General features: G+C 69.9%; 26 protein-coding genes. 15 read left to right on the top strand and 11 right to left on the bottom strand.

The window, feature by feature from the left end; translation table 11 throughout:
* Together cydB and ACTJJP_RS07915 are read right to left on the bottom strand one after the other, a co-directional pair.
* Window positions 1-1,026, bottom strand: a complete 1,026-nt coding sequence (gene cydB, locus ACTJJP_RS07920) for a cytochrome d ubiquinol oxidase subunit II (protein ID WP_440774474.1) — start codon at window positions 1,024-1,026, stop codon at window positions 1-3.
* A 9-nt stretch (window positions 1,027-1,035) separates the two neighbouring features.
* Entirely contained in the window at window positions 1,036-2,475 is a 1,440-nt protein-coding gene (locus tag ACTJJP_RS07915; RefSeq protein WP_440774473.1) for a cytochrome ubiquinol oxidase subunit I, read from the bottom strand.
* A gap of 132 nt (window positions 2,476-2,607) precedes the next feature.
* Here ACTJJP_RS07915 and ACTJJP_RS07910 point away from each other — a divergent pair, with 132 nt between their 5' ends.
* The 3 genes from ACTJJP_RS07910 (at window position 2,608) to ACTJJP_RS07900 (ending at window position 6,301) form a co-directional block, all read left to right on the top strand.
* Entirely contained in the window at window positions 2,608-3,177 is a 570-nt protein-coding gene (locus ACTJJP_RS07910; protein WP_440774472.1) for a PadR family transcriptional regulator, read from the top strand.
* Window positions 3,178-4,064: 887 nt separating this feature from the next.
* On the top strand, window positions 4,065-5,147 hold the full coding sequence (locus ACTJJP_RS07905; RefSeq protein ID WP_440774471.1) for a hypothetical protein: 1,083 nt from the start codon (window positions 4,065-4,067) through the stop codon (window positions 5,145-5,147).
* 863 nt (window positions 5,148-6,010) lie between these two features.
* Window positions 6,011-6,301, top strand: coding sequence for a hypothetical protein (locus ACTJJP_RS07900; protein ID WP_440774470.1), 291 nt, complete (start codon window positions 6,011-6,013; stop codon window positions 6,299-6,301).
* Between the two features lie 195 nt (window positions 6,302-6,496).
* Here the strand turns inward: ACTJJP_RS07900 and ACTJJP_RS07895 are convergent, their stop codons facing one another.
* Window positions 6,497-6,829, bottom strand: a complete 333-nt coding sequence (locus tag ACTJJP_RS07895; protein ID WP_440774469.1) for a heavy-metal-associated domain-containing protein — start codon at window positions 6,827-6,829, stop codon at window positions 6,497-6,499.
* 11 nt (window positions 6,830-6,840) lie between these two features.
* Window positions 6,841-7,122 (bottom strand): metal-sensitive transcriptional regulator, encoded by a 282-nt coding sequence (locus ACTJJP_RS07890; protein ID WP_055956168.1) that lies wholly within the window; start codon window positions 7,120-7,122, stop codon window positions 6,841-6,843.
* A gap of 230 nt (window positions 7,123-7,352) precedes the next feature.
* Between ACTJJP_RS07890 and ACTJJP_RS07885 the strand changes: the two genes are divergently transcribed.
* Complete coding sequence (locus tag ACTJJP_RS07885; protein WP_440774468.1) at window positions 7,353-7,712, top strand: hypothetical protein; 360 nt, start codon at window positions 7,353-7,355, stop codon at window positions 7,710-7,712.
* Between the two features lie 20 nt (window positions 7,713-7,732).
* Here ACTJJP_RS07885 and ACTJJP_RS07880 read toward each other — a convergent pair whose 3' ends face one another.
* Both ACTJJP_RS07880 and ACTJJP_RS07875 read right to left on the bottom strand, forming a co-directional pair.
* Complete coding sequence (locus tag ACTJJP_RS07880) at window positions 7,733-8,425, bottom strand: ABC transporter ATP-binding protein (protein WP_440774467.1); 693 nt, start codon at window positions 8,423-8,425, stop codon at window positions 7,733-7,735.
* Complete coding sequence (locus ACTJJP_RS07875) at window positions 8,422-9,483, bottom strand: FtsX-like permease family protein (RefSeq protein ID WP_440774466.1); 1,062 nt, start codon at window positions 9,481-9,483, stop codon at window positions 8,422-8,424. The genes ACTJJP_RS07880 and ACTJJP_RS07875 overlap by 4 nt, the downstream gene beginning before the upstream one ends.
* 146 nt (window positions 9,484-9,629) lie before the next feature.
* On the opposite strand from ACTJJP_RS07875, the gene ACTJJP_RS07870 reads away from it, so the two are divergent.
* From ACTJJP_RS07870 to gnd, 4 genes are all read left to right on the top strand, one after another.
* The gene (locus ACTJJP_RS07870) at window positions 9,630-10,793 is read left to right on the top strand and encodes a sensor histidine kinase (protein ID WP_440774465.1); all 1,164 of its coding nucleotides are present in this window, start codon (window positions 9,630-9,632) and stop codon (window positions 10,791-10,793) included.
* Window positions 10,790-11,410, top strand: coding sequence for a response regulator (locus tag ACTJJP_RS07865; RefSeq protein WP_440774464.1), 621 nt, complete (start codon window positions 10,790-10,792; stop codon window positions 11,408-11,410). The genes ACTJJP_RS07870 and ACTJJP_RS07865 overlap by 4 nt, the downstream gene beginning before the upstream one ends.
* 60 nt (window positions 11,411-11,470) lie before the next feature.
* Complete coding sequence (locus ACTJJP_RS07860) at window positions 11,471-11,971, top strand: bifunctional nuclease family protein (protein ID WP_440774463.1); 501 nt, start codon at window positions 11,471-11,473, stop codon at window positions 11,969-11,971.
* An 85-nt stretch (window positions 11,972-12,056) separates the two neighbouring features.
* A complete protein-coding gene (gene gnd / locus ACTJJP_RS07855; RefSeq protein WP_440774462.1) occupies window positions 12,057-13,118 on the top strand; it encodes a phosphogluconate dehydrogenase (NAD(+)-dependent, decarboxylating) in 1,062 nt (353 codons plus the stop codon).
* A gap of 10 nt (window positions 13,119-13,128) precedes the next feature.
* Here the strand turns inward: gnd and ACTJJP_RS07850 are convergent, their stop codons facing one another.
* Window positions 13,129-13,656 (bottom strand): hypothetical protein, encoded by a 528-nt coding sequence (locus ACTJJP_RS07850; RefSeq protein ID WP_440774461.1) that lies wholly within the window; start codon window positions 13,654-13,656, stop codon window positions 13,129-13,131.
* Between the two features lie 222 nt (window positions 13,657-13,878).
* Between ACTJJP_RS07850 and ACTJJP_RS07845 the strand changes: the two genes are divergently transcribed.
* Window positions 13,879-14,445, top strand: coding sequence for a ribonuclease H family protein (locus ACTJJP_RS07845; protein ID WP_440774460.1), 567 nt, complete (start codon window positions 13,879-13,881; stop codon window positions 14,443-14,445).
* 11 nt (window positions 14,446-14,456) lie between these two features.
* Here the strand turns inward: ACTJJP_RS07845 and ACTJJP_RS07840 are convergent, their stop codons facing one another.
* The gene (locus ACTJJP_RS07840; RefSeq protein WP_440774459.1) at window positions 14,457-15,425 is read right to left on the bottom strand and encodes an NAD-dependent epimerase/dehydratase family protein; all 969 of its coding nucleotides are present in this window, start codon (window positions 15,423-15,425) and stop codon (window positions 14,457-14,459) included.
* A gap of 189 nt (window positions 15,426-15,614) precedes the next feature.
* Between ACTJJP_RS07840 and yiaA the strand changes: the two genes are divergently transcribed.
* A complete protein-coding gene (gene yiaA / locus ACTJJP_RS07835) occupies window positions 15,615-16,082 on the top strand; it encodes an inner membrane protein YiaA (protein ID WP_440774458.1) in 468 nt (155 codons plus the stop codon).
* A gap of 1 nt (window position 16,083) precedes the next feature.
* Here the strand turns inward: yiaA and ACTJJP_RS07830 are convergent, their stop codons facing one another.
* Window positions 16,084-17,250: a GNAT family N-acetyltransferase gene (locus tag ACTJJP_RS07830; protein ID WP_440774457.1), complete on the bottom strand. Its 1,167-nt coding sequence runs from the start codon at window positions 17,248-17,250 to the stop codon at window positions 16,084-16,086.
* A gap of 143 nt (window positions 17,251-17,393) precedes the next feature.
* Here ACTJJP_RS07830 and ACTJJP_RS07825 point away from each other — a divergent pair, with 143 nt between their 5' ends.
* A complete protein-coding gene (locus ACTJJP_RS07825; RefSeq protein WP_440774456.1) occupies window positions 17,394-17,726 on the top strand; it encodes a hypothetical protein in 333 nt (110 codons plus the stop codon).
* Window positions 17,727-17,847: 121 nt separating this feature from the next.
* Here ACTJJP_RS07825 and ACTJJP_RS07820 read toward each other — a convergent pair whose 3' ends face one another.
* Window positions 17,848-18,888, bottom strand: coding sequence for an LLM class flavin-dependent oxidoreductase (locus ACTJJP_RS07820; RefSeq protein ID WP_440774455.1), 1,041 nt, complete (start codon window positions 18,886-18,888; stop codon window positions 17,848-17,850).
* A gap of 90 nt (window positions 18,889-18,978) precedes the next feature.
* On the opposite strand from ACTJJP_RS07820, the gene ACTJJP_RS07815 reads away from it, so the two are divergent.
* The 3 genes from ACTJJP_RS07815 to ACTJJP_RS07805 all read left to right on the top strand — a co-directional run bounded on the left by ACTJJP_RS07815 (window position 18,979) and on the right by ACTJJP_RS07805 (window position 22,912).
* The gene (locus ACTJJP_RS07815) at window positions 18,979-19,743 is read left to right on the top strand and encodes a hypothetical protein (RefSeq protein WP_440774454.1); all 765 of its coding nucleotides are present in this window, start codon (window positions 18,979-18,981) and stop codon (window positions 19,741-19,743) included.
* A gap of 128 nt (window positions 19,744-19,871) precedes the next feature.
* Entirely contained in the window at window positions 19,872-22,463 is a 2,592-nt protein-coding gene (locus ACTJJP_RS07810) for a DEAD/DEAH box helicase (RefSeq protein ID WP_440774453.1), read from the top strand.
* A gap of 116 nt (window positions 22,464-22,579) precedes the next feature.
* Complete coding sequence (locus ACTJJP_RS07805; protein ID WP_440774452.1) at window positions 22,580-22,912, top strand: hypothetical protein; 333 nt, start codon at window positions 22,580-22,582, stop codon at window positions 22,910-22,912.
* A gap of 362 nt (window positions 22,913-23,274) precedes the next feature.
* On the opposite strand, the gene ACTJJP_RS07800 is transcribed toward ACTJJP_RS07805, so the two are convergent.
* The gene (locus ACTJJP_RS07800; protein ID WP_440774451.1) at window positions 23,275-23,835 is read right to left on the bottom strand and encodes a Dps family protein; all 561 of its coding nucleotides are present in this window, start codon (window positions 23,833-23,835) and stop codon (window positions 23,275-23,277) included.
* A gap of 170 nt (window positions 23,836-24,005) precedes the next feature.
* On the opposite strand from ACTJJP_RS07800, the gene ACTJJP_RS07795 reads away from it, so the two are divergent.
* Window positions 24,006-25,814 (top strand): glycoside hydrolase family 15 protein, encoded by a 1,809-nt coding sequence (locus ACTJJP_RS07795; protein ID WP_440774450.1) that lies wholly within the window; start codon window positions 24,006-24,008, stop codon window positions 25,812-25,814.
* Window positions 25,815-25,826: the final 12 nt, after the last annotated feature.

Genomic DNA, 25,826 nt, shown 5'->3' with positions numbered 1-25,826 from the left:
TCAGTGCGCGACGAGCGCGGCCTTCTCGATCCGGGCGCGGGTGACGCGCTTGCGGAACACCCAGTACGTCCATCCCTGGTAGGCGAGGATCAGCGGGAGGAAGATCAGCGCGGCCCAGCTCATGATGGTCAGGGTGTAGTCGGTGCTCGAGGCGTTGTCGATCGTGAGGCTCGCGCCCCCGGCCAGGGTCGAGGGCATGACGTTGGGGAAGAGCGCGAAGAACAATGCCGCCACCGCCGTCACGATCGTGACGGCGCCGAGGGTGAAGGCGGTGCCCTCCCGGTCGCGGGAGTTCGCGACGCACGAGCCGATGAGGGTCAGTGCGGCGATGCCCGACAGCGCCACGACGCCGAGGAACAGCGGGGCCTGCGTGGCCTGGGCGATCGTCCATCCGAGGAACACGGCCGCGAGGGCGATCGTGATCAGACCGGCGCGACCCGCGAGGCGCCGGGCGTCGGCGCGCACCTGCCCGTCGGTCTTCAGCGCGACGAAGTACAGCCCGTGGAGGAAGAACAGCGTGAGCGTCGTCAGCCCGCCCAGGATGCCGTAGGGGTTCAGCAGCGTGAGCACCGTGCCGGCGTACTCGTGGTCGGCATCCAGGGGAACGCCCTGCACGATGTTGGCGAACGCGACGCCCCAGAGGAAGGCGGGTGCCGCCGAGCCGAAGAAGATCATGCGGTCGAAGCCCCGCTTCCAGGCGAGCGAGTCGCGCTGGTGGCGGTACTCGAACGAGACGCCGCGGGCGATGAGCGCGAGCAGGATCGCCAGCAGGGGCAGGTAGAACCCGCTGAAGAGCGTCGCGTACCACTCGGGGAACGACGCGAACAGGGCGGCACCGGCGACGATGACCCACGTCTCGTTGAGGTCCCACACCGGACCGATCGTGTTGATGATCTGCCGGCGGGCGATGTCGTCCTTGCCGAGGAAGGGGATCGACATCCCCACACCGAAGTCGAACCCGTCGAGCACGAAGTAGCCGACGAAGAGGAACGCGACGATCCAGAACCAGAGGTACGCGAGATCCATGGTGTGCTCCTAGTAGACCGTGGTCGGGGTGTTCTCGATGGAGTCGTCGTGCTCGGCATCCGGATCCGGCAGCGGGTCGGGGCCCTTCTGCGCGTACTTCTTGATGAGTCCGAATTCCACGACAGCCAGGCTGGCGTACACGAGGGTGAACGCCACGAGCGAGATCAGCACGCTCCAGCCCGGGACGCTGGGCGAGACGCCGTCCTCGGTGAGCATGAGGCCGAAGACGATCCACGGCTGCCGGCCCATCTCGGTGAAGACCCAGCCGACGAGGCTCGCGAGCATCGGCAGGGGAGCGGCCCAGATCGCGACGCGCCACATCCAGCCGGCGACGGGGCGCTTGGCGTTCTTGCGCGTGACCCACAGGCCCACGACGCTGACGAGAGCGGCGATGCCGCCGAGGGCGATCATCCAGCGGAACGCCCAGTAGGTGACCCAGAGGACGGGGGCGAAGTTGCCGTCGACCTGGTCGGCGAACTGCGGGAACATCTCCTGGCTGTAGAGGGTGTTGAGGTCGTTGATGCCCTCGACGCAGCCGTCGAGCGAGTGCGTCGACAGGATGCTGAGCAGGAACGGCACGCGGATCGAGAACAGCTCGCTGGTTCCGTCGGGGGTGCCGAGGGTGAAGATCGAGAACGAGGCGTCCTGTCCGCACACGGTGTTGAAGGTCGCCTCGGCGGCCGCCATCTTCATCGGCTGGGTCGCCACCATCACCAGGCTCAGCTGGTCGCCGACGATCGCGACGAGCACGAACGACACGAGCGTGCCCCACAGGCCGAAGCGGAGCGTCTTGCGCATCATGTCGGTGTTGCGGCCCCGGGCCATGTGCCAGGCGGAGACGGCGACGACCACCATCGCGGCGAACATCCAGCCCGCGAAGATCGTGTGGGGGAAGGCGGCGAGGGCGACGGGATTGGTCAGCAGGGCCCAGAAGTCGACGAGTTCGGCGCGGTGGCCCTCGGTCGACATCTGGTAGCCCACCGGGTTCTGCATGAATGCGTTCGCGGCGATGATGAAGTACGCCGACAGTGTTGCGCCGATCGACGCCATCCAGATGCTCGCGAGGTGCGCGAGGCGCGGGAGCTTGTCCCACCCGAAGATCCACAGGCCGATGAAGGTCGCCTCGAGGAAGAACGCGAGCAGGCCCTCGAAGGCGAGGGGCGCACCGAACACGTCGCCGACGAACCGCGAGTAGGCCGACCAGTTCATGCCGAACTGGAACTCCTGCACGATGCCGGTCACGACGCCCATGGCGAAGTTGATGAGGAAGATCTTCCCGAAGAAGCGCGTCAGGTGCAGCCATCGCACGTCACCCGTGCGGTACCAGACGGTCTGGAAGATCGCCACGATGAGCGACATCCCGAGCGTCAGCGGCACGAACAGGAAGTGGTACAGCGTCGTCAACCCGAACTGCCAGCGGGCGAGAGCCAGGGGGTCGAGCCACTCCATCGGGAGCCTCCGATCGAACCGGAATGTGTGGTCAGACCACATGTTACGCCGCAGCTGTTCGGCGCGTCGGGGGATGGCTCGGCGTCGAACGATATACTCGGCAAGTCATTTCTGACCCGCCTGGAGCCGCCTGTGTCCGTCCGTCTGAGCCTGCTCGCGATCCTCGATCGCGGCGCCTGCTACGGCTCCCAACTGCGCGCCGAATACGAGCGGCGCACGGGCGCGCGGGTCAACGTCGGGCAGGTGTACACGACGCTCGAGCGGCTCGAGCGCGACGGACTGGTGACCGGCGCCGGCATCGACGACGAGGCGCGCGTGCTGTGGGAGCCCACCGAGGCGGGACGCAACGAGGTTCGCACGTGGCTGTCCACAGCCTCGCTCGCGGAGGGGCGCGACGACGTGGCGTTGAAGGTCGCCCTGGCGGTGACGCTGCCGGGTGCCGACATCGGTGGCATCCTGTTCGCCCAGCGCGCGGCCGTCCGCGCGGCGCTCGCCGAGGCCGAGGCCGAGGCCGAGACTGAGTCGGAGGAAAGGGACGCGGATGCCGTGCCCGCGGCGATCGTGCGCGCGGCCCGGCGCGCGCGGCTCGCGGCCGATCTGCGATGGCTCGACGAGGTGGCGGTGCTCGCCGCCGGGGCGACCGCGTTCGACCTGTCCGAGGACCGGCCTCGCCGAGGTAGGCCCGCCCGTTCCCTCGGTTAGATCCCGCTCGCGGTGGTGGGCGACCTGGCGTCGGCCGCTCCGGCGGTGCCGTCGTGTGGGCCGAGCGCGATCGATCGTGACGGCCGCCGCGCCTTGACCTGCGCGCTGCCGACGACGGACCCGGCGGTGGTCGACTGACGAGCGAGGGTCGGGGACCCGGATCGGGATGAGTCGCGGGTGAATTCGGCTGGCGCGATCCGCGTCATTCCGGGGGATCGGCGATTCCTGGACGAACGCTATGCGCACGATCAGCGTTGCCCGAATCCAGGCGACGTCGACCGCCACGCCGGCGGCCTTCCGGGGGTTGCCCGTGCCTTCTCATCCTCGTCTCTCGCTCGTGTCGATCGTCGCGACGATCGCCCTCCTCATCGGCGTGGGCGTGCCGGCAGACGCCGCCCGCGCGGCGACCCCCTCGGTCGATGCCCCGGTCGCCACCGCCGAGGATGCCCCGGCGCTCCCGTCCACGGACGAAGGGGAGGAGCTTGCGTGGACCCCGATGATCTCCTTGCGCACATCGTTTCGACGACAGTCACCGCGGCAGGTAGGCGCGCGAGTGTCTCGTTCGTCGTACCGCCTGAGTGGGTCGGTCGTGGACAAGTGTTGATACGTCCGTACGATCAGAACGCCCCGACCGTGCGACTCACCGACACCACAGTTTCTCTGTACTTAGAGTTTGAGGGAGCGCACTGGGAGGCGGACTCTTTAGATGACGCTCCATTCGAAGACCGTTCTGACTGGGCAATCGCCCATATCAGTCATGCCGCCGACTACGGATTCGTGCGTGTAAGACGTCGAGGTCATTGGTGGGGACGTCAAACCCATCTGCTTACATCTCCTCTTGATGGAAAGAGGTGGTTCGAAGATTCGCGATTCGTCGTCGTTCGTTCGTGGCCATCATGGACGGGAGGTTACGACGTGCGCGGTTGTCGGACCTGATGTTCTCCTACGACGCCGATAACCGCCACATCGGGACGCGGACGTACGCGGGGTCGAAGGTGTCGCTGGTGCGGGACGCGTTGGGTCGTGTGGTGTCGCGGTCGGTGGATCCGGTGGGGGATGCTCCGAAGGTGACGACGCGGTACATCTATGCCGGCGCGAGTGACAGCCCGTGGGCGGTGGTGACGGGGGATGCCGCGCCAGTGGTGTTCTTGTCGCTTCCGGGTGGGGTGACGGTCGACGTCCCCGCGTCGGGGGCGGCGACCTGGTCGTACCCGTCGCTGCAGGGTCACACGTTGACCACGGGGGATGGTTCGTCGTCGTCGGCTGTGCAGCTGTACGACCCGTTCGGTCAGCCATTGGACATGTCGACGTTGGCGTTGGGGGCGGGCGCGGCGAATGAGTCCGGGTCGGTGAACGGCACGACGGGCTGGCATCAGGGGGCGCAGAAGCTGACCGAGGCGTTGGAGTCGGCGCTGGTGATCGAGATGGGCGCCCGTTTGTACGTTCCGGCGTTGGGTCGGTTCCTGCAGGTCGACCCGGCCGAGGGCGGCGTCGACAACGACTACGTCTGGCCCACCGACCCCATCGGCAAGAACGACCTAACGGGAAAGTTCGAGGTCGACTGGCTTGCGGTGCTGGATGTCGCGTCCGTCGCGCTTATGTTCGTTCCCGGAGTCGGTACGGTTGCCGGACTGGGATTACGCGCAGCGACTCTGGGCGTCCGTTTCGGCATTGCTCTCGCTGCACGCCCCGTTGTCGCAGCCGCGGTTCGGGTAGTTAGTTCTGGGATGATTCGGTCGGTTTCTATGCACGCGACCGAACAGATGGTAATCAGGGGCGTCAGCGCCACCAGAATGGTGAGGACTATCGCGAGCAAGTCTACGATTATTCAGCGTGGCTCAGTCGGAAGATATGGTCTTTCTACCAAGCTCGTTGGACGAACCTCAACCGTGACGGTAGGAAACAGAAGCCGCGCTGTGACGTCTGTTTATGCCACATCCAGGTCGAGATGGTCCCGTTACGCTCGTTGAAGTATCTCTGCTCTGCCAAGTGCGGGAAGGCATCTCATAGTGGCGACATCAGCAAATCGGGTCGTTGTGGATCGATCAGAAGATGTGGTGATTGTAAGATTCACATTCGCCCGACTTCTCCTATATTGCCTCCCTCGTCCGATGGTACCCGAAGCAGATATTTATACGCTGGTCAGCGCATTGAATGGAATCAGCGGAAGCTCGTGGTTATCGCGGCGGCGAGCAACGTGTTTGATGCGCAGGCTGGGAAGGGTTTGGAGTGAGGGTGCTGATGTCGATAGTTGGACGAACGATCTGGCGAAAGCAATCGCGAGATCGAGGGCTATCCTAGGCCAGCTGGATTTGGCCGGCGTTGGCCCCCTCGTGCCGGAGATCTGCGACGAGTATGACGATATTATTTTCTCTCTCATGGGCCAGGTCGTCGTCGGCGATCGCGCTTCCCTTCAATCCTGGGTTGAGATGGCTTATGAGATTGATTCGACAGTTGATGGCGGCGCGTCAATCCGCAGCGCGTTGAGAGCCGTCCAGCAGATCCTCTGGAGCGCGCGGTCTCGGTAGCAACTTTTTGCAATGGAGGAACTGGCTCAGGCTTGGGGGTGTGGCAGAGACTACTGCTTCTCGCTAACGCACGAGATGGTTCTTCATTGTTTTCGGTGTGCGCGCACGTCACATCAGGCGAGTCCGGAGTCTCCTTAGGGCGACCCCGTTCGCGTTGTCCGAGGACCGCCCGCGCCGCGGCCGGCCGGTCCGATCAACCGGGTAGGGCACGGCTAACGCCGAGGCGGGAATCCGTCAACCCCGGAACTCGTGGCGGCTCGACGCTCCATTCTGAGAACACCCCGGACGACCGAAGGAGTTCTCGCATGGTCATGGAAGCGCCACTCAGCCGCCGGGGTTCGTCGAAGACATCGCGCCCGATCGCCGCCGACCTCGCCCCGACGGGGTCGATCGACGCGTCGACGGAGATCCCCTGGACGCGTATCGACCTCGACCTCTACGAGGTCAGCCGCGGGGGGTACATCGTCGGGTACGTCGAGGTCGTCGGCGCGGTGTTCGTCGCCCTCGGGGGAGCGCGGTACGACCGCGCGGTCGAGGTGTCGCAACACGTCACCTTCCACGCCGCCGTCGACGTGCTCGTTCGCCGCGTGCTCTGACGGGGGCTTCCCCCGACATCCGGTCGTTCCCTGCGCGGGCGCGCCTCCGCCTCGGCGAACGTGGGCGCGAGGCGCCGAATCGTCGTGCCGCGCGTGCTCGCCTCGGTGCGCGGTCCTTCAAGGCCGCCCCTCAGCGCGGTCGCTCAAGGCCGCCCCAAAGTGCTGTCGCCCGGGGCTGTCGCCGAGCGCCGTCGCTCAGCGCGCGAGGGTGTAGCCCGCCTCGTCGATCGCCGCCGCGAGGGCGTCGTCGCTCACGTCTGCGGCGCGCGCGATGCGCACGAGCGAGACGCCTCCTTCGTGCAGATCGACATCGACGACGTCGACTCCGTCGAGCGCAGTGAGCTCCTCGGTGACCGCGCGTACGCAGTGGGCGCACGTCATGCCCTCGACGCGGAGCTCGCTCGTCGCGGTCTGGGGCGTGGGGGTGGATGACGCCGCGCTTCCGGCGCCGCACCCGCACCCGTCGCCGCATCCGCCGGACGGGGAGGGGGTGGCGGTCAGGCCGAGGTCGATGCGCTGCTCGGTCATGGGAGTCTCCTTCACGAACGGACCAGCCGGGCGATGGCCTGGTTGGCTTCTTTCAGTTTCTCTTCGGCGACGGGCCCGCCCTGGGCGGCCGCCTCGGCGACGCAGTGCGAGAGGTGGTCGTCGAGGAGCGAGAGGGCGACGTTCTCGAGAGCCTTCGTCACCGCGGACACCTGGGTGAGGATGTCGATGCAGTACTGATCGTCGTCGACCATGCGCGCGATGCCGCGCACCTGTCCCTCCGCGCGACGTAGGCGCTTGAGGAGGTCGTCTTTATTGCCCTCATACCCGTGCATGGATCCAGGATACCCCCATGGGGTATGGGTAGCACTGTCCTCCGCCGTGTCAACCCCCTCGGCTTCCGCCCCGCGGCGAGGGATGGTCGGTGCATCAGGAGGTCGACATGCACAACAGTCGCACCCGGGGTGGTCGGAGATGACCACCCAACCTTTCCCCACCGGACCCCACCGCCCTGTTCGGATCCCGGCGCTGCCCCCGCTGCGCTCTCCGCGGAGACAATCGAAGGATGACGAGAACGCTGGCGGCTCTTCCGGGCGCCGCTCGGAGACTGTGCCTCAGCCGAAGAAACGGCGAGATCTGCACACGTGAGGACGGCCATCGAGGCCTGCACCATCGCACGGGTGGGCGTCTGCTGTGGAGCGAGCTGCAGGCCGACCCACCGGAATGCACCGGGGCCGGGACGCCCGCCGAGGCCGCGCCGACACTCGCCGACGGATTCCCCGGGGGGCGCGCGCTCTGCCCCGTCTGCTGGGCGTTCGTGACGCCTGTAAACGGGGTGCTCGCCCCGCACGACTCGTGGCGTGGCGACGAGACGCGCGAGGAGGCCGACCGGCGCCGGGAATGGTTCAACAGCTACGGCTGGTGACGCCCCCTGACGCGTCGGCTTCAGACCGACGCGGCGACGCGGCGGGCCCGCCCGTCGACGACCTCCATCGTCTCGTCGAGCGTCCCCGCGTGCACGAGGTCATGCGTGACGAGCAGAGTCGCCGTCTGCCGCTCGCGCGTCAGGCGCGACAGCACTGCCATGATCTCGCCGCCCCGGGCGCTGTCCAGGGCGCTCGTCGGTTCGTCGACCAGAAGAACCCTTGGCTCGTGCACGAGCGCGCGGGCGATGGCGACGCGCTGGCGTTGCCCGCCCGACAGCTGGGCGGGTCGGCGATCGCCGTGGGCGTCGAGCCCCACGGCGAGCAGCAGCTCGTCGACGCGTCCGCGCACCGCCGCGCGCCGCTCGCGGCGACCCCGCCCGCCGAGCTCGGCCATCACGCGCAGTTGCTCGCGAACGGTGAGGGCGGGCAGGAGCTGCGGTTGTTGGAACACGATGCCGATGCGCTCGCTGCGGAGGGCCGTGCGCTCGCCGGCGCGGAGGTCGGTGGCATCCACACCGTCGACGACGACGCGACCGGAGTCCGGGCGTACCAGGGTGGCGGCGAGGGCGAGCAGGCTCGACTTGCCGGAGCCCGAGGGCCCGGTGATGCCGGTGAGGACGCCCGGTCGGCCCTCGAGGGTGACGTGGTCGACCGCGCTGACGCGCGCGTCGCCGTCGGGGTAGGTGAGGGTGACGTCGTCGAGAAGGATCATCGTGTGCTCCCGAGGGCTGTGAGGGGGTCGGAGGTCGTGACGGTGCGCAGCGACACGGCCGCACCGATCAGGCCCAGCGCGATCATGACGACCGCGGGGGCGAGGGTCGTGAGCGGGCTGAGGACGAACGGCAGCGCTCCGCCCGCGAACGCCCCGAGGGCCGCGGTGAGTCCGATGCCCACCCCGACGCCCAGCACGAGCACGACGAGGGCCTGCCCGAGCGCGTCGCGGACGAGTGCCGCGGTGCTCGCCCCGAGGGCCTTCAGCACCGCGATGTCACCGGCCCGCTGCATGGTCCAGACGGTGAAGAAGGCGCCGACGACGAGCGCCGAGACACCGAAGAGCATCGCGATCATCAGGGCCAGAGATCCGATCTCGGAGCGGAAGGTGGGCAGTGCCGTCAGGCTCGAGAGCGGGGTGGATGCGATCGTGCCGGTGTCCGCGGCGACGACGTCCCACGCGGGGGCCCCCGACACCGCCAGCACCGTCGCGGTGCCCGAGCCGCCGAGGCGTTCGTCGAGCGCGCGCCACGCCGCCGGGGTGAGGGAGACGACCGGGGTGTGGCTGTAGGAGAGGTCCGCGCCCACGGCCGACACGGTGTAGGGGGAGCCCGCGACCGTGACCCTCTCTCCGACCGAGGCGTTCAGCACCGTCGCCGCACCGGACGAGAGGACCATCTCGTCGTCGCGAGGCGGGGCCGGGAAGGTCGTTCCCTCGTCGAGACCGAACAGCGCAACCCCGCCCGTACCGCTCGGGCCCTCGGCACGGGTCTGCCGGATGCCGATCGCCGTGACGCGCTCGACCCCCGGTGCCTCGCGCCACGCGGTGACCGTGGCGTCGTCGATCGCCGAGTCGGCGAACGTCGCCGCCGCATCACCGACCGGCTGCAGCACCAGACGATCGCCGGGCAGGGCCAGCACCGCCGAGACGTTCTGTGCGGCCAGGCCCCCGGTGAGTCCCGAGAGGAAGCCGACGAGCAGGGTGATGAGGGCGACGACCGCCCCGATGAGGGCGAATCGCCCGCGGGCGAACCGCAGATCGCGCCATGCGACGTACACGTCGCCTCCTTCCGCCGGCGGATCTCGCCGGTGTCCTCCCACCCTCCCCGCGACGGGGTGCGGGGTCATCGGCGGCCCGGGCGAACTCGCTCTCCACCTTTCGGATGATCCGCCGGGGCCCCGGCATCCGTAGCCTGGACTCCGATATGCCCCATCGCACCCTCGCCCCCGTCTTCGCGGGTCTGCGCGCCGGTCTGCACGTGCTGTTCGGCGGACTGCTCGCGCTGGTCGTCGTGCGGGTGCTCCTGACGAGCGCGCCCGTCATCGCCCTGGTGCTGGCGGGAGCACTCGGCGTCCTCTACCTCTCCGGCATCGCGATCTCGCGCACGGGCCGCTCCGGCGCCGGAATCGTGTGGCTCGCGGCGCTCACCGTCGTGTGGGCGGCCCTCGTGTGGCTCGTTCCCGAGGCGGCCTACCTCGTCTTCCCGCTGTTCTTCCTCTACCTGCACCTGCTCCCCGGGGCGGCCGGGCCCGTCGCGGTGGTGGCGACCACGGCTCTCACGATCGCGGCGTTCGCCGTGCACGGCGGCCTGACCGTCGGCGGGGTCGTGGGGCCCGTCGTGGGCGCCGGCGTCGCCCTGCTGATCGGCCTGGGCTACGCGGCGCTCGAGCGCCGTGCGGCCGAGCGCGAGGCCCTCATGGCCGAGCTCATCGCCACGCGCGACCGGCTCGCCGCGGCGGAACGCGAGCAGGGGGTGCTCGCTGAACGCGCGCGGCTGGCGCGCGAGATCCACGACACCGTGGCGCAGGGGCTGTCGAGTATCCAGATGCTGTTGTACGCCGCGGAGCGGGCGAATGCCACGGGCCCCGGCATCGGGCATGTGCGCCTCGCGCGGCGCGCGGCGGCCGACGGACTCGCCGAGACCCGCCGCTTCATCCGCGAGCTGGCCCCTCCGAGCCTCGACAGCGGGCTGGGGGCGGCGCTCGACCGTCTCGCGGAGGGCTGGGGTGCGCGTGAGGGCGTGCCGGTCGCCGTCGAGGTCCCGCGGGAGCTGTCGTTGCCCATGGACGCGCAGACGGCTCTGCTGCGCGTCGCACAGGGCGCTCTCGCGAACGTCGCACAGCACGCCCGCGCCGGTCGCGTCGGCATCCGGCTCGACCGCACCGACGACGCGGTGCGTCTCGAGATCACCGACGACGGGGCGGGGTTCGATCCGCGCGGGGCCGAGCGGGCGGCATCCGCGACCGACTCCTTCGGCCTGCGCGCCATGCGCGAACGCGTCGATCAGCTCGACGGCCACCTCGACGTCGTCAGCGCCCCCGGCGCGGGCACGACGATCGCGGTGACGCTACCGGCGGGTGCGCCGTGATCCGTGTGGTCATCGCCGACGACCACCCGGTGGTGCGGGCGGGTGTGCGCGCGCTTCTGGATGACGAGGCGGACATCGAGGTCGTCGGTGAGGCCGCCACGCCCGACGAGGCGGTGGCTCTCGCCGATGAGCTCGCACCCGAGCTCGTGCTGATGGACCTGCAGTTCGGGGATCGTGCCGCCGGAGCCGACGCCACCCGGCGGGTGCGTGCACTGGCCGCTCCGCCGTACGTGCTCGTCCTGACCAACTACGACACCGACGGCGACATCCTCGGGGCCGTCGAGGCGGGGGCGAGCGGGTACCTCCTCAAAGACGCCCCGCCCCACGAACTGCTTGCGGGCGTGCGCGCGGCTGCCTCCGGCCAGAGCGCCCTGGCCCCCTCGATCGCCGGTCGGCTGCTCGCGCGCCTGCGCGAACCGCGCGTGACGTTGTCGGCGCGCGAGATCGAGGTGCTGCGCCTGGTCGCTCGCGGGGCGTCCAACGCCGAGGTCGCTCGTCGACTGCACATCACCGACGCGACGGTGAAGTCGCACCTCGCTCACGTGTTCTCCAAGCTCGGTGTGTCATCCCGCACCGCGGCGGTGTCGGCGGCGCGGGCGCTCGGCATCCTGCGCTGACGTCGTCCGCGCGATGTGCTCGCCCGCCTCCCCGCCGGCGGAGCGCCGTACGATGGGCGGATGATCCGGGTGCGCGTGGTCGGAGTGGCCCTCGACCCGGCCCAGCAGCACGTGATCCTGCTGAAGCCGGTCGACACCGACGCGGACGGCGATCGGGTGCTGCCCGTGTGGATCGGACCGCAGGAGGCCATGTCGATCCTCGTCGCGATCGAGGGCACCCCGTCGCCGCGTCCGCTCGCGCACGACCTCATGACGGCGATGCTGGGCGAATTGTCGGCGTCCGTCGATCGGGTCGAGGTCACCCACCTCGACGAGGGGACCTTCCACGCCCGCGTGGTGCTGAACACCGCGGCGGGGCAGCGCACGTTCGATGCCCGCCCCTCGGATGCCATCGCCCTGGGCGCCCGCGTCGACGCCCCGATCTGGGTGGCGGACGACGTCCTCGCCGAGGCGGGCGTGCCCGACGAGGCGGTGGAGCTCGACGCCTCGGCCGAGGAGGAGCGCGTGAAGGAGTTCCGCCGCTTCCTCGACGACGTCGATCCCGACGATTTCCAGGGCTAGCACCGATCCCCGGGCGCCCGGTCGGCTCCTAGACTCGCGGAGGGGCCGCGTGCGGCGGCCGTGATCCACGACGAACGGGGTACGGATGCAACTCGCCATGGTCGGACTCGGACGAATGGGCGCCAACATCGTCCGCAGGCTCATGAAGGACGGTCACGACTGCGTCGTGTTCGACGTGAATCAGGATGCCGTGGCCGCCCTCGTCGCGGAGGGCGCCACCGGGGCGACGAGCATCGCCGATCTCGCCTCGAAGCTGCAGAAGCCCCGCGCGGTGTGGTTGATGATCCCCGCCGGTCTCACCGGGAAGGTCGTCGACCAGGTCGCCGAAGTGCTCGAGCCCGGCGACATCATCATCGACGGCGGCAACTCCAACTACCGTGACGACGTGCGTCGCGCCGCGAAGCTGAACGACAGCGGCATCCACTACGTCGATGTCGGAACCAGCGGCGGCGTCTTCGGTCTCGAGCGCGGCTACTGCCTGATGGTCGGCGGTCACGAGGAGGCCGTCACGCACCTCGAGCCCGTGCTGCGGACGATCGCCCCCGGGCCGGGAGAGATCGAGCGCACGCCGGGCCGCACCGGCGAGTTCACGACCGAGGAGCGCGGGTATCTGCACTGCGGACCCTCCGGAGCCGGCCATTTCGTGAAGATGGTGCACAACGGCATCGAGTACGGCATCATGGCCGCGCTCGCCGAGGGGCTCAACGTTCTGAACAACGCCGACGCGGGCCTTCACCAGGGCGAGCACTCGGCCGAGATCGCCCCCCTCGAAGAGCCCGAGTACTACCAGTTCGACATCGACACCGCCCGCGTGACCGAGCTCTGGCGCCGCGGGTCGGTCATCTCGTCGTGGCTCCTCGACCTCACCGCCGCCGCCCTCGCGCAGAACCCCACGCTCGACGGACTCGCCGGGCGCGTGTCCGACTCGGGCGAAGGACGCTGGACGGTCAAGGCCGCGGTCGACACGGGGGTTCCCGTACCGGTGCTGGCCGCGTCACTGTTCGAGCGGTTCGCCTCGCGCGGCGAGGACCACTTCGCCAACCAGGTGCTCTCGGCGATGCGCCTGCAGTTCGGCGGTCACCAGGAACTGCCCGCCGGCGATGTGCTCGAGGCGGGCCAGAAGAAGGCCGAGAGCGGCCGCGATTGAGCCGACGGTCTCAGCGTTCCAGCAGGATCTGACACACGAAGAGGCCTCCGCCGTCGGTCCACACCTCGACGGCGGGGGCCTCGCACGTGCCCTCCTCGGGAGTGAGCAGCCGCACCCCCGCTTCGTCGTAGAGCGCGTAGGGCCCGACCGTGCCGCGCACCGGTGTCGTCGCCCCCGACGGAAGGTCGCCGACCGTCTCGAGGGCGGTCATCAGCGGCGCGCTCGCATCCTGGGTGTAGTACGTGGTGCTCTCGTAGTCACGGCAATTTGCGGTTCCCCCGGTGCCGACCGGGAACCCGTCGCCCAGGCAGTAGCCGCCGGCCGCCATGTCGGGGAGGGAGCCGTTGGCGGCCCGATACTTCTCGAACACCTCCTGCCACTGCACGAGGCGCTGCGTCGCCTCGGAGTTCGTGTCGGCCGGCGCGGCCAGCAGCCAGATGAGGAAGCCCACGGCCCCGGCGACGGCGATGCCCGCGATCGCGAGTGCGGCGACGGCGGCGGGGCGGAGACGGGCGCGGGGACGGGAATCTGTCGACATGACGGCGGACCTTCTCGAGAGGACGACTCGCGCGGCGGCGCGGATCGCGCCAGATTCGCACGGGGTGAGCGCCCCTCTCGCGTCCCGTCTCGCCCTGCTTGCGCGCCGACGCCGATGTTCACCCCCGCGCTCACCCCCGTAGGGGGTCGGGGGGACCTGGCCGGCCCGGCTCGAACGGGGTCCGCGGCGGGGGCGACGCGGGCGAGAGGGGAGACTAGAGGGATGAGCAGTTCCTCCGGCCGCACCTCCTCCGACCGTTACGTCGTCGCCACCGACGGAGCCTGCAAGGGCAATCCCGGACCCGCCGGCTGGGCCTGGGTCGGCGAGGACGGACACTGGGCGGCGGGTTCGATCCCCGCCGGCACGAACAACATCGGTGAGCTGCTGGGCCTGCTCCACGCGATCACCGATCACGCCGACGTGCGCGAGCTCGTCGTGCAGGCCGATTCGAAGTACGCCATCGACACCTACTCGTCGTGGATGGACGGCCACCGCCGTCGCGGGTGGGTCACCAGCGCGAAGAGGCCCGTCGCCAACCAGGGCATCCTCGAGGCACTGATCGCCGCGCGAGACGCCCGCCGCGCGGCCGGGCTGCCCGACGTGGTGCTCGAGCACGTCCGGGGCCACAGCGGCCACGTGCTCAACTCGTGGGCCGACGAGCGGGCCGTGCGGGCTTCGCAGCACGCGGCCAAGGGCGAGGAGCTGATCTGGACGTCACTGCGCGGCCTGGACCGGCTCGAGGTGGCCTCCGCGCCGCCGCGCTCCGCCGCCGATCGCAACGGACGCTGAGTCCGGGTCCGCTATGGCCGTGTCGAGCCCGCGAGCACCTCGGCCTCTTCGGCGGGTGTGAGACCCGCGAGTCGGGGACGGTCCAGGCCGCGCGTGCGTTCGTCGTCGAGGGTGCGTCGCATCGTCTCGGAAAGGGGACGCCGGCGACCCTCGGATGCCACGAAGGCGGCGTCGCTGCGTCGCGAGAAGCCCCGCGCCGCGGAGGGGAGCCACAGCGGGAGCGACCGCGGACCCATCCAGTGCTGCACGCCCCCGGCTTCGAGGGTGGGGTCGTCGAGGGGCACCATCTCGCCGTCCTCACCGGATGCGTCTTTCGCCGCCGCGAGGACCGCAGCCATCGGGTACTCCTCGCCGACCGCGTTGATCGGCCCGGAGACGCCCCTTCTGCCGGCCCTCTCGATCCACGCGGCGAGGTCGTCGACGTCGATGCCCTGGACGAACCGCCCGTTCGTCTCCGGCGTCAGCACGCGTCCCCCGCGGGCGAAACGCGCCGGCCAGTAGCCGAAACGATCCGTGGGGTCGCCGGGACCCACGATGAGGCCCGCTCGGGCGAGGAGGGCGCGCTCGCCCAGGCGCGCCGAGGTGAGGCGTTCGGCGTGCACCTTGGCATCCGGGTACTGCGAGAGGTCGTCGGGCTCGACGAGCTCCGCGTTCTCGTCGGCGAACGGGACGTCGGAGCGGGCGTACACCGAGACGCTCGAGACGAGCGTCCAGTGCGCCGCGCGGTCGGCGAGGGCGTCGAGTCCGGAGGCCACGAACCCCGGATCCCACGACAGCTCGACGACGTCGTCCCACTCGCCGTCGAGGGCGTCGTAGGCGTGCGGAGAGCGTCGATCGGCGCGCACGAGTCGTGCGCCCGGTGCGACCGATCCGGCCTCGCCGCGCGCGAGGCAGACGACGTCGGCGCCGGATGCGACCGCCGCCGCCGCTGTCGCGCGGCCGAGCCAGGCCGTTCCGCCGAGGATGAGGATGCGTCGCATGGGGCCCAGCAAACCATCGTCGCCGCCGCGCTGCGGAGGAGTTCGCGCACGGCGGACGAAGCGGATCGTGTCTCCCGAGGCGGTATCCCTCGCCAGGTCCGCTCACATGTCTCCACCCGCATGCGATGAGCGCTAGGTTCTCCGCCACGGAATATGTCCCCGACCGGGGACGGAAGAAGGGTGGGGGCCATGTCGGATATCCAGAAGCAGCAGGTGCTCGGTCGACCGACCGGAGCGTTCGTCGGAGCGTCGTGGGTGGCGCTCGGACTGGGCGCCTCGGTGTACTTCGTCGGGTTGTACAACGCGCGGATGCTGCTGTCGGAGAAGGGGTTCTTCCTGGCGGTGTTCCTCCTCGGCCTCTTCGCCGCGATCAGCGTGCAGAAGGCGGTGCGCGACCGCGCGGAGGACGTCCCCGTGACGGGTGCCTATCTCGGCGTGGCGTGGGGGATGCTGCTGGTGTCGCTGACCCTGATGGTGATCGGTCTCTGGAACGCCGAGCTGTTGCTGTCGGAGAAGGGCTTCTACGGCATCGGGTTCGCGATGAGCCTGTTCGCCGTCGTCGCGGTGCAGAAGAACGTGCGAGACCTCGCCGCGTTCCGTCGGGCGAACCCCGAATCCGCCCCCGTTGCACGCCCCGCGTTCCCGGCTGCTCCCTGAGTCAGTCGGGCAGCGTCGTTCCCTGGTGGAACACGCAGCGAGGTCGGGGGTCGCAGCGCCACACCGATGAGCGGCGGCTCCGGCGGTCGTCGATTCTCAACAGGTAGGTCAGCAGCACGGTGTCGGGTCCGAGGGGGCGACCCTCCCGTTCCTCGATCACCGGTGGACCAGAGTTCGGGGTCTCGGCGATGAGGGCGTCGATGATGTCGGCTCGGGTCCAGCGGCGCCCCGACTGACCGATCTCGGTGAAGTCGTTCGCGAGCAGCCCGGCCAGATCGTCGGCGTCACCACGAACGGCCGGATCCAGCAGGCGTTCCTCCGCGGCCCAGGCGTCGGCGACGAGTCGTGCGGCATCCTGGTGGCGTCCGCGGACGGTGTAACGGCGTTCGACGCCCGCTGTAGCCGCGCCCCACAGGCTCGTCGCGACGCGCCGCTGATGCGCGTCGAATGCAGCTTCGTCGATGAAACGTTCGTGGACCCGCCAGACGCCGGGCCGTTCGGTCGGGTCCACGTCGAAGGCGACGCATCCCGGCTCGGCGCGGGTCAGCGTCACATGCTCCGTCAGATGCGCGCGTACGCGATCGGCCTGCTCGTCGTCGGTGCACCGCAGTTCACCCGAGAGAGTGACCTCGGGTCCACGCGGGACGGGCGTCGGCGCGCCGCCCGCCCCGTCGCGCCGCAGCACGGCGTACGCGACCGTGGCCATGGGCGCGCCGCCCAGTACGGGCCAGCCGTCGCGGAACCAGCCCTCGCGCACCCACCCGCTCTTCTCGAAGGTGCGGCGCATCGCGACGTTGTCTTCGCGCGTGTGACCCTCGACGCGGACGACACCGGCGTGCGTGCGGAACGCGTGCTCTGCGGCGAGGGCGAGCACTCCCGCGCCCACGCCGCGGCCGCGCCACCGTTCGGCGAGACGGAGATCGATCATCGCCGTTGGGTCGTCGAGGTCTTCCAGCCGCACGAGGCCGAGACGCCCGCGTTCGTCGTCGTCGATCCAGAACGCCTCGGTGCGGTCATCGCCCCAGCGCCCGGCGTCGATGTCGGCGGCGACCTGCGCAGCGGTGAGTCGCTGCCGCACGTGGAAGGGGAAGGCGTTCCCGGTGAGGAAGGCGATCACACCGTCGCGGTCCCGCGCGGCGGCGTCGACGCGGCTGAGGCTGAGGGTCATCGTTCCACCGTAAACAGTCCGTCCCTCGGCATCCTGTCTACGCTGAGAGGCGACCCCGTTTCGAGAAGGAGCCCGTCATCCCCTCCGCGTCCCGCACCCCCGCCGCCCGCACGCCCGCTGCTCGCGCCACGACCACTCGGCAGTTGCGCACCGCCTCGCTCGCGATCGCCGGTGTCGGCGCCGCGGTCACGATGGGCGCGCTCGGGTCGTGGTGGACCCCCGTCATCCTGCTCGTCGCCACGGCCGGCGCGATCTTCGCGATCTGGTGGGCCGCCGGTCCCTCCGTCGGGGAGCGGGTCGTTCTGCCCGTGCTCATCGTCGTCACAGCCCTGGCCGTGGCGTCGCTGCTCGGCCTCGTCGGACTCCTGCCCGCCGCCTGGACGTGGGCGGCCCTCGGCGCCTACGCCGTGGCGTGGGGCGAGTACCTCGTGACGCAGACGATCGCGCGCTCGCGCGCAGCCGCAGGCCTGCGCTGAGCAGAGCGGCCCGCCACGATCACCTGCCCGACGGGGATCGTCGGGCCAGCGCGACTTCCCGTCCCGGCTGGGACCTCGGCGGCATCCGGGACTCAGCGAGAACGGATGCCGCCGAGGACGCTCACACCGCGGCCTGCGCGTGCGTCGGCACCCACCCCAGGGCAGGGGCGACGTGCTGCGCGAAGTTCTCGACGAGGCGCAGGTTGAACTCCACGCCCATCTGGCTCGGGATCGTGAGCATCAGCGTATCGGCGCTCATCACCGCGGCGTCGTTCTGAAGCTGATCCACCAGCCTGTCGGGGGTGGCCGCGTACGTCTTGCCGAAGGTCGAGCGCATGCCGTCGATGACGCCGATCTGGTCGCTGCCCGCCGACCCGCCGAAGTACATCTCGTCCTCGGCCGTGACGATCGGGAAGATGCTGCGGCTGACGGAGGTCCGCGGCTCGCCCGCGTGCCCCGCCTCGCGCCACGCGGCGCGGAAGGCGTCGAGCTGCTGCGCCTGCAGGATGTCGAAGGGGGTGCCGTCGGCCTCTGTGAGCAGCGTCGACGACATGAGGTTCACCCCGATGCGACCCGCCCACTCGGCGGTCGCCGTGGTGCCGGCGCCCCACCAGATGCGCTGTCGCAGGCCCGGGGAGTGCGGTTCGATGCGCTGCAGGCCCGTTCCGCCGCCGAAGGGGCTGTGCGGGTCGCGCTCGGCGAGACCCTCGCCGTCGACGGCGCGCAGGAACAGGTCGAAGTGCTCGCGCGCGAGGTCACCCCCGCGCGGGTCGGTCGACCCGGTGTAGCCGAACGCCTCGTATCCACGGACGACCGTCTCGGGTGAACCGCGGCTGACTCCGAGTGCGAGGCGGTTGCCGCTGATCAGGTCCACGGATGCCGCCTCCTCGGCGAGCATGAGCGGGTTCTCGTACCGCATGTCGATGACGCCGGTGCCGACCTCGATGCGCGAGGTGCGGGCGGCGATCGCGGCGAGCAGGGGCATCGGCGCCGCTTGTTGGCGGGCGAAGTGGTGCACGCGGAACGAGGTGCCGTTGACCCCGAGGTCGTCCATGCCCTGGGCGAGGTCGATCGCCTGCAGCATCGAGTCGCCGGCGGTCAGCTGGTGCCCGCCGCCGAGGGGGCCGTAGTGGCCGAAGGAGAGGGTGCCGAAGGAACGCATACGAGGTGAAACGCGGGTCGTCCCGGTCTATTCCCACGCATGGACCGCCGGACGACCCCGGACCGTCCGAGGTGTGGAAGCATTCTCAGCATGGACGACGACGTACGCCACGAGCTGCGTCGCCTGCGCGCCCGGGCCTACGGCCCCGACGCGGATATCGCCGACGACCCGGTCGCCTCGGAGCGGCTGTCGGTTCTCGAAGAACTCGAGCGGCGCGAGCGGTCTTCGCCCCCGCCGCCGACACCGGGGCCGGATGTCCCGGCCGGGCCGACGGCATCCGATGTCGATGACGTCGCAGGAGACCCCGGCGACTCCGAGGCGCCCGAGGACGAGGTCCCCCGGGAGCGCCGCCCGCTCGTGCGGTCGAGACGCCAGCTGTGGGCATGGGCGATCTCGCTCGCCGCCGTCACCGCGCTGGCGAGCGCGGCGACGGCGCTCACCGTCACTTTCGTGCCCGTGTCGAGTTCGGTGGGCGCACCGCAGGTCGGCACCCTCGAGTCCGACCCCGACACCGAGACCCCGGCCATCTTCGGCCAGCGCACGGGTGCGGAGCGCGCGTTCAAGGACTTCTACGGAGTCACCGCCTTCGTGGGCTTCGCGCAGGTCGATTCGACTGAGAACCTCAGCCCGTGCGTGTACCTGCTCGAGACCTCCGAAGTGTCGCTGCGGGGTGCGCGCGGCGTCAGCGGCGACTTCGTGTACGGCGGCTGCGGCGCGGGGGTCTTCCCCGCCACGGTGGAGTTCGTGGTGGCCGAGGGGATGCCGGACGCGTTCGTCGAGCGTTTCCCGATCGGCACCAGCGTGCAGTTCGTCTTCGATGGCGAGAACGTGGGCGTCTTCGCCGACCGGGGCTGACGCGCGGGGCGCGGACCGGTGGCTTCGACGGGCTCAGCCACCTCGCCGAGTCGTCCCTGAGCTTGTCGAAGGGTGGTCCCTGAGCTTGTCGAAGGGCCCCGCCGGTCGGCGGATGAGAGGGTGGGGGAGTGACCCCCCTCCTCGAACATGTGCCGACCGGTGCCGATCCGGATGCCGTGTACCTCGGCTTCGTCGAGTGGGCGACCTCGCGCGGCCTGACGCTGTATCCCGCGCAGGACGAGGCGGTCATCGAGATCGTCTCGGGGGCGAACGTCATCCTCTCCACGCCCACCGGCACGGGCAAGTCGCTCGTCGCGGTCGCCGCGCACGCGGCATCCCTCGCCCGGGGCGGCCGCACCTATTACACGGCGCCGATCAAGGCACTGGTGAGCGAGAAGTTCTTCGCGCTGGTCGACATCTTCGGCGCCGAGAACGTCGGCATGGTCACGGGCGACTCCTCGGTCAACGCGGATGCGCCGATCGTCTGCTGCACCGCCGAGATCCTCGCGAATCTCGCCCTCCGCCAGGGTGCCGACGCGCACGTCGATCAGGTCGTCATGGACGAGTTCCACTATTACGGCGAGGCCGACCGCGGGTGGGCGTGGCAGGTGCCGCTGCTGCTGCTGACACGCGCGCAGTTCATCCTGATGTCGGCGACCCTGGGCGACGTCACCGACATCGCCGACGACCTCTCCCGCCGCACCGGCCGCCCCACCGCGCGCGTCACCGGCGTCGAGCGCCCCGTGCCCCTGCACTTCGAGTACGCCCGCACCCCCGTGCACGAGACCGTGCAGGAGCTGCTCGACACCAAGCAGGCGCCGATCTACGTCGTGCACTTCTCGCAGGCCGCGGCCATGGAGCGGGCGCAGGCGCTGTCGTCGATCCGCATCATCGGGCGCGAGCAGCGCGACGAGATCGCCGAGGCGATCGGCGGATTCCGCTTCACCACCGGCTTCGGCAAGACGCTCTCGCGCTACGTCCGCGCCGGCATCGGCGTGCACCACGCCGGGATGCTGCCCCGCTACCGGCGGCTGGTCGAGACGCTCGCGCAGCGGGGGCTCCTGCGCGTCATCTGCGGCACCGACACCCTCGGGGTCGGCATCAACGTGCCGATCCGCACCGTGCTCATGACCGCGCTGACCAAGTACGACGGCACGCGCATGCGCCAGCTCTCCGCGCGCGAGTTCCACCAGATCGCGGGTCGCGCCGGCCGCGCAGGCTACGACACCGCGGGAACGGTCGTCGTCATGGCGCCCGACCACGAGATCGAGAACGCAGCTCAAATCCTCAAGGCCGGCGACGACCTCAAGAAGCAGAAGAAGATCGTCCGCAAGAAGGCGCCGCAGGGCTTCGTCAACTGGACCGAGCAGAGCTACGACCGGCTCGTGGTGGCCGAGCCCGAACCGCTGCAGCCGCAGATGAAGCTCAGCGCCGCCATGCTCATCAACGTCATCGCGCGCGGCGGCGACGTGTTCGCGAACGTCCGCTCCCTCGTCTTCGACAACCACGAGCCGCGCGCGCGCCAGTACGAGTTGGCACGCCGCGCGATCGCGATCTTCCGCACCCTGGTGCAGGCGGGCGTGGTCGAGGTCGTCCCCCCGCGTGAGTCGCCGGAATCCGTCGCTTCGAGCGGCCCTGAAGCGACGAATATTGGCGACTCGCGCATTCGGCTCACCGTCGACCTGCAGCCGAACTTCGCGCTCAACCAACCGTTGTCGCCGTTCGCGCTCGCCGCGATCGAGATGCTCGACCCCGAGGTGGAGCTGGGGAGGGGGCCGGATGCCACGGCCGCCGCCGGCGGCGTGGGCACGGGGCACTACGCGCTCGACGTGGTGAGCGTCATCGAGGCGACCCTCGACGACCCGCGCCCGATCCTGTCGCAGCAGCAGTTCCGCGCGCGCGGCGAGGCCGTGGCGGCGATGAAGCGCGAGGGCATCGAGTACGACGAGCGCATGGAGCTGCTCGAGGAGATCACCTGGCCCAAACCCCTCGACGACCTCCTCGCGCAGGCGTACGAGGTGTTCGCATCCAGCCAGCCCTGGATCCGCGACTTCGAGCTGTCGCCCAAGTCGGTCGTGCGCGACATGTTCGAACGGGCGTGCTCCTTCGGCGAGTACGTCTCGCTCTACCAGCTGGCTCGCAGCGAGGGCCTGGTGCTGCGCTACCTGAGCGACGCGTACCGGGCGATCCGTCAGACGGTCCCTGTCGATGCGCAGACGCCCGACCTGCTGGATCTCATCGCCTGGCTCGGCGAGCTCGTCCGTCAGGTCGATTCGAGTCTCGTCGACGAGTGGGAGCAGCTGATCAACCCGGCGGACGATCCCGACGCGCCCGTGGTGCCGCCGGCTCCGCCGTCGATCCTCACCAACCGGCGGGCCTTCGTCGTGCTCGTGCGCAACGAGATGTTCCGCCGTGTGCAGCTCGCAGCGCTGCAGCGCGATGACGAGCTGGTCGAGCTGGATCCGGATGCCGGGTGGCCCGACGTTCTCGACCGGTACTTCGACGAGCACGATGCGATCGGCACCGGCGGAGCGTCCCGGTCGTCGGCCCTCGTGCACATCGACGAGTCCGACGCCGCACAGGGCCGGTGGCGGGTCGAGCAGACCATCGACGATCCCGCGGGCGACCACGATTGGCGCATTCGCGCCGAGGTCGACCTCGCCGCCTCCGAGGAGGAGGGGACGGCGGTCGTGCGGGTCACCGAGGTGCTGCGGCTCTGACGGTTCCTCCACACGCAGGGTTCGGGTGAAATTCTCCGCACATCGCACGTGCACATGACTCGTCGTAGGCGGAGTGACGTACATTCGACGCATCCCGTGGACAGGAAGGACCGCTCGTGACCCTCGATGCCGCGCAGGCGTTCGTCGCCCTCGCCGCGTTCTTCCTGACCTTCGCCGTCGCCATCCTGGGCGGAATGAAGTGGATGCTGGCACGGCTGGAGCAGCGCACGGACGAGCGTTTCGATCGCGTGGATCGACGCTTCGATCGTCTCGAGGCGAGCACAGACGAGCGATTCGCGCAGGTAGACCGCCGATTCGCGGAGGTCGACCGCCGATTCGCGGAGGTCGACCGACGAATCGCGGAGGTGGGCGCGACGCTGACGGACGTCAAGATCGCGTTGGCCCGGATCGAAGGTCCTCACCCTCCCTTCCTCATCGCACGGGGCTGAGCCTTCGACAGGCTCAGGGACCGCCCTTCGACAGGCTCAGGGACCGCCCTTCGACAGGCTCAGGGACCGCCCTTCGACAGGCTCAGGGACGGCCCTTCGACAGGCTCAGGGACGGCCCTTCGACAGGCTCAGGGACGGCCCTTCGATAGGCTCAGGGACGGCCCTTCGATAAGCTCAGGGACCGCCCTTCGACGGGTCTAGGGACTGCCCTTCGGCGAGCTCAGGGACCGCCCTTGGACGGGCTCGCGCGAGGCCCTGCGCGTCGCGCCAGAGGGGCTGAGCCTGTCGACGTCCCCGGGGCATCGCAACGACGACGGATGCCGAGGCCCTGAGGCCCCGGCATCCGGTGTGTTCGTCGCTGATTACGACTTTCGGGCGACGCGGTTCTCGGCGCTGACCATCCACGACAGCTGCTCGAGGCGCTCGAGCACGCCGTGCAGGATGTCGGCGCTCGTGGGGTCTTCCTCATCGACGCCGTCGTGCACGTCGCGGACGGTGCCCACGGTCGCGTCGAGACGCTCCGTGATGAGGTCGATGACCTCAGCGGTGTCGACCTCACCCTGCGGGAACTCGGGGAGCGTCGTGGTCTCGGCGACGGTGTCGCTGCGACCGTCGGGCAGAGCGTGCAGCGCGCGCATGCGCTCGGCGACCTCGTCACCGAATTCGCGCGCGGCGTCGATGATCTCATCGAGCTGCAGGTGGGTGTCGCGGAAGTTCTTGCCGACGACGTTCCAGTGGGCCTGCTTGCCCTGGACCGACAGCTCGATCAGGTCGACCAGGACGGCCTGCAGCGCTTCGGTCAGCTTCTCCGACGCCTGAAAGCCCTTCTCGGCGTTCTGCTCGTCGGTGGTCTCGGGGCCGCTGCCTCCGCGCGCGGGGCGACGACGGTTCTTGGTGGGAGTGTCCTTCGTGGTGGTGGACATGCGCGTTCCTTTCGACTCGGGGTCGGTAGCGACGTTAGGCCGGGTGCCCGCGGGCCCTGCGGGGGTTGCGAGCGCGCCGGAGGAGAGGTAGCCGTCGGCCGTCCGTAGCCGCTCGCACCCGATGGGACAACCCCGGCCCATCCGGCCGGGAGCGTTCCTAGCGTGAACACGTGCCCCCGACCCCTCCTTCTCCGTCCCGACCCTTGCGCGACTACGCGGCGATCGGCGACGGTCGCACGGTCGCCCTGATCGGCCTGGACGGTTCGGTCGATTGGCTGCCGTTGCCCAACATCCACTCCCGGCCCGTGTTCGCGCGGATCGTCGATGAAGCGGCCGGCGGGTGCATCCAGCTCGCTCCGGTGGGGGAGTACGAGGTCACCCGCCGATACATCCCGCGTACGAACGTGCTCGAGACGACGTTCACCACCGACTCCGGCATCGCGAGGGTCACCGATGCGATGGTGACCGGCATCGCCGGTCGCCTGCCCTGGGCCGAGCTCGCTCGTCGCATCGACGGGGTGAAGGGCGAGGTCGAGTTCGCCTGGTGCGTGCAACCGGGAACGATGCTGCGCTCGGCGGCTCCGTGGACCGAACGTATCGACGGCTTCTCGATCATGCGCATCGGTCACGTCTCGCTCGCCGTCGTCGGCCACGAGCACGGACTCCACGGCGAGCCGGACTCCGGGAACGAGAGCATCGACGGCGGCTTCACCACGGCGGCGGGCTCCCGGCATCTGCTCGTGATCGCCGCCACCGAGGGGGAACCGCTCCGTGTGCCCGACGCGAAGAACGTCGACCGCGGCATCGACCGCACCGTCGACGGGTGGACGATGTGGTCGGACGAGTTCTCGTACGAGGGACCCTGGGCCGATGACGTCCAGCGCAGCGCCCTGGCCCTGAAGCTCCTTCTCTTCAGCCCGACCGGTGCGATCGCGGCGGCCGCGACCACGTCGTTGCCGGAGAACCCGCGCGGCGGCAAGAACTGGGACTACCGCTACGCCTGGGTGCGCGATCTCGCCTACACCGCCCACGCGTGGGTGGGATTCGGCCTGCGCGAGGAGACGCACGCGGCGATCTCGTGGCTGCTGCGCACGATCCGCAGAAACGGCCCCGAGGTGCAGGTGATGTACACCCTCGACGGCGACGCCGAGATCGGGCTCGAGAAGCACGACGTGCCCGGCTGGAACGGCAATCAGCCCGTCGTGACCGGGAATCCCGCGCAGGGGCAGCTGCAGCTCGGCGTCTACGGCGACCTCATCGCCCTCTGCCGCACCTACGTCGAGGCCGGCAACCGTCTCGACATCCAGACCGGGCGCCTGCTCGCCGATGTCGCCGACCGCACGTGCGACCTGTGGCGGCGCGAGGACTCCGGCATGTGGGAGCTCCCGGAGCTGCGCCATTACACGTCGTCGAAGATGGGCTGCTGGAAGGCGCTCGACGACGCCCAGTGGCTGGCCGCGGGCGGACACATCCCCGACAACGGCGACCGCTGGCGTGCCGAGCGCGACCGCGTCCACGCGTGGGTCGAGGAACGCTGCTGGTCGGAGAAGCTCGAGGCCTACACGATCGCGCCCGGCAGCGACGACCTCGACGCCTCGGTACTGCTGCACGCGCCCACCGGCTTCGACCGCGGCGAGCGGATGTCCAAGACCTTGGATGCCATCACCGAGCGTCTCACCACCGAGAACCACCTCGTGTACCGGTACACCGGCATGGACCAGGAGGAGCAGACCTTCGTCGCCTGCGCCTTCTGGCGTGCGACGGCCCTCGCATGCGTCGGCCGGCACGACGAGGCGGTCGAGGCGATGGACGCGCTCGTCGCCCAGGGCAACGACGTCGGCATCTATGCGGAGATGATCGCCGAGGCCGACGGTGCGTTCTGGGGGAACCTCCCGCAGGCACTCAGCCACCTCGCGCTCATCAACGCCGCCCTCGTCATCCGCGATCTCGTCGACGATGCCGACCTCCGCGGACATTGACCCCCGCGGACA

The organism is Microbacterium sp. 22296 (assembly GCF_052045385.1).
GTDB lineage: Bacteria > Actinomycetota > Actinomycetes > Actinomycetales > Microbacteriaceae > Microbacterium.
Note: the sequence above shows the minus strand (reverse complement) of the source record. Positions and strands in the feature narration are given on the sequence as shown.

What these genes read in the sequence shown, in the direction of transcription:
- cydB (WP_440774474.1), bottom strand. Translation starts at nt 1,026, where the DNA reads ATGGATCTCGCGTACCTCTGGTTCTGGATCGTCGCGTTCCTCTTCGTC.
- ACTJJP_RS07915 (WP_440774473.1), bottom strand. Translation starts at nt 2,475, where the DNA reads ATGGAGTGGCTCGACCCCCTGGCTCTCGCCCGCTGGCAGTTCGGGTTG.
- ACTJJP_RS07900 (WP_440774470.1), top strand. Translation starts at nt 6,011, where the DNA reads ATGGTCATGGAAGCGCCACTCAGCCGCCGGGGTTCGTCGAAGACATCG.
- ACTJJP_RS07895 (WP_440774469.1), bottom strand. Translation starts at nt 6,829, where the DNA reads ATGACCGAGCAGCGCATCGACCTCGGCCTGACCGCCACCCCCTCCCCG.
- ACTJJP_RS07890 (WP_055956168.1), bottom strand. Translation starts at nt 7,122, where the DNA reads ATGCACGGGTATGAGGGCAATAAAGACGACCTCCTCAAGCGCCTACGT.
- ACTJJP_RS07885 (WP_440774468.1), top strand. Translation starts at nt 7,353, where the DNA reads ATGACGAGAACGCTGGCGGCTCTTCCGGGCGCCGCTCGGAGACTGTGC.
- ACTJJP_RS07880 (WP_440774467.1), bottom strand. Translation starts at nt 8,425, where the DNA reads ATGATCCTTCTCGACGACGTCACCCTCACCTACCCCGACGGCGACGCG.
- ACTJJP_RS07870 (WP_440774465.1), top strand. Translation starts at nt 9,630, where the DNA reads ATGCCCCATCGCACCCTCGCCCCCGTCTTCGCGGGTCTGCGCGCCGGT.
- ACTJJP_RS07860 (WP_440774463.1), top strand. Translation starts at nt 11,471, where the DNA reads ATGATCCGGGTGCGCGTGGTCGGAGTGGCCCTCGACCCGGCCCAGCAG.
- gnd (WP_440774462.1), top strand. Translation starts at nt 12,057, where the DNA reads ATGCAACTCGCCATGGTCGGACTCGGACGAATGGGCGCCAACATCGTC.
- ACTJJP_RS07850 (WP_440774461.1), bottom strand. Translation starts at nt 13,656, where the DNA reads ATGTCGACAGATTCCCGTCCCCGCGCCCGTCTCCGCCCCGCCGCCGTC.
- ACTJJP_RS07845 (WP_440774460.1), top strand. Translation starts at nt 13,879, where the DNA reads ATGAGCAGTTCCTCCGGCCGCACCTCCTCCGACCGTTACGTCGTCGCC.
- ACTJJP_RS07840 (WP_440774459.1), bottom strand. Translation starts at nt 15,425, where the DNA reads ATGCGACGCATCCTCATCCTCGGCGGAACGGCCTGGCTCGGCCGCGCG.
- yiaA (WP_440774458.1), top strand. Translation starts at nt 15,615, where the DNA reads ATGTCGGATATCCAGAAGCAGCAGGTGCTCGGTCGACCGACCGGAGCG.
- ACTJJP_RS07830 (WP_440774457.1), bottom strand. Translation starts at nt 17,250, where the DNA reads ATGACCCTCAGCCTCAGCCGCGTCGACGCCGCCGCGCGGGACCGCGAC.
- ACTJJP_RS07820 (WP_440774455.1), bottom strand. Translation starts at nt 18,888, where the DNA reads ATGCGTTCCTTCGGCACCCTCTCCTTCGGCCACTACGGCCCCCTCGGC.
- ACTJJP_RS07815 (WP_440774454.1), top strand. Translation starts at nt 18,979, where the DNA reads ATGGACGACGACGTACGCCACGAGCTGCGTCGCCTGCGCGCCCGGGCC.
- ACTJJP_RS07800 (WP_440774451.1), bottom strand. Translation starts at nt 23,835, where the DNA reads ATGTCCACCACCACGAAGGACACTCCCACCAAGAACCGTCGTCGCCCC.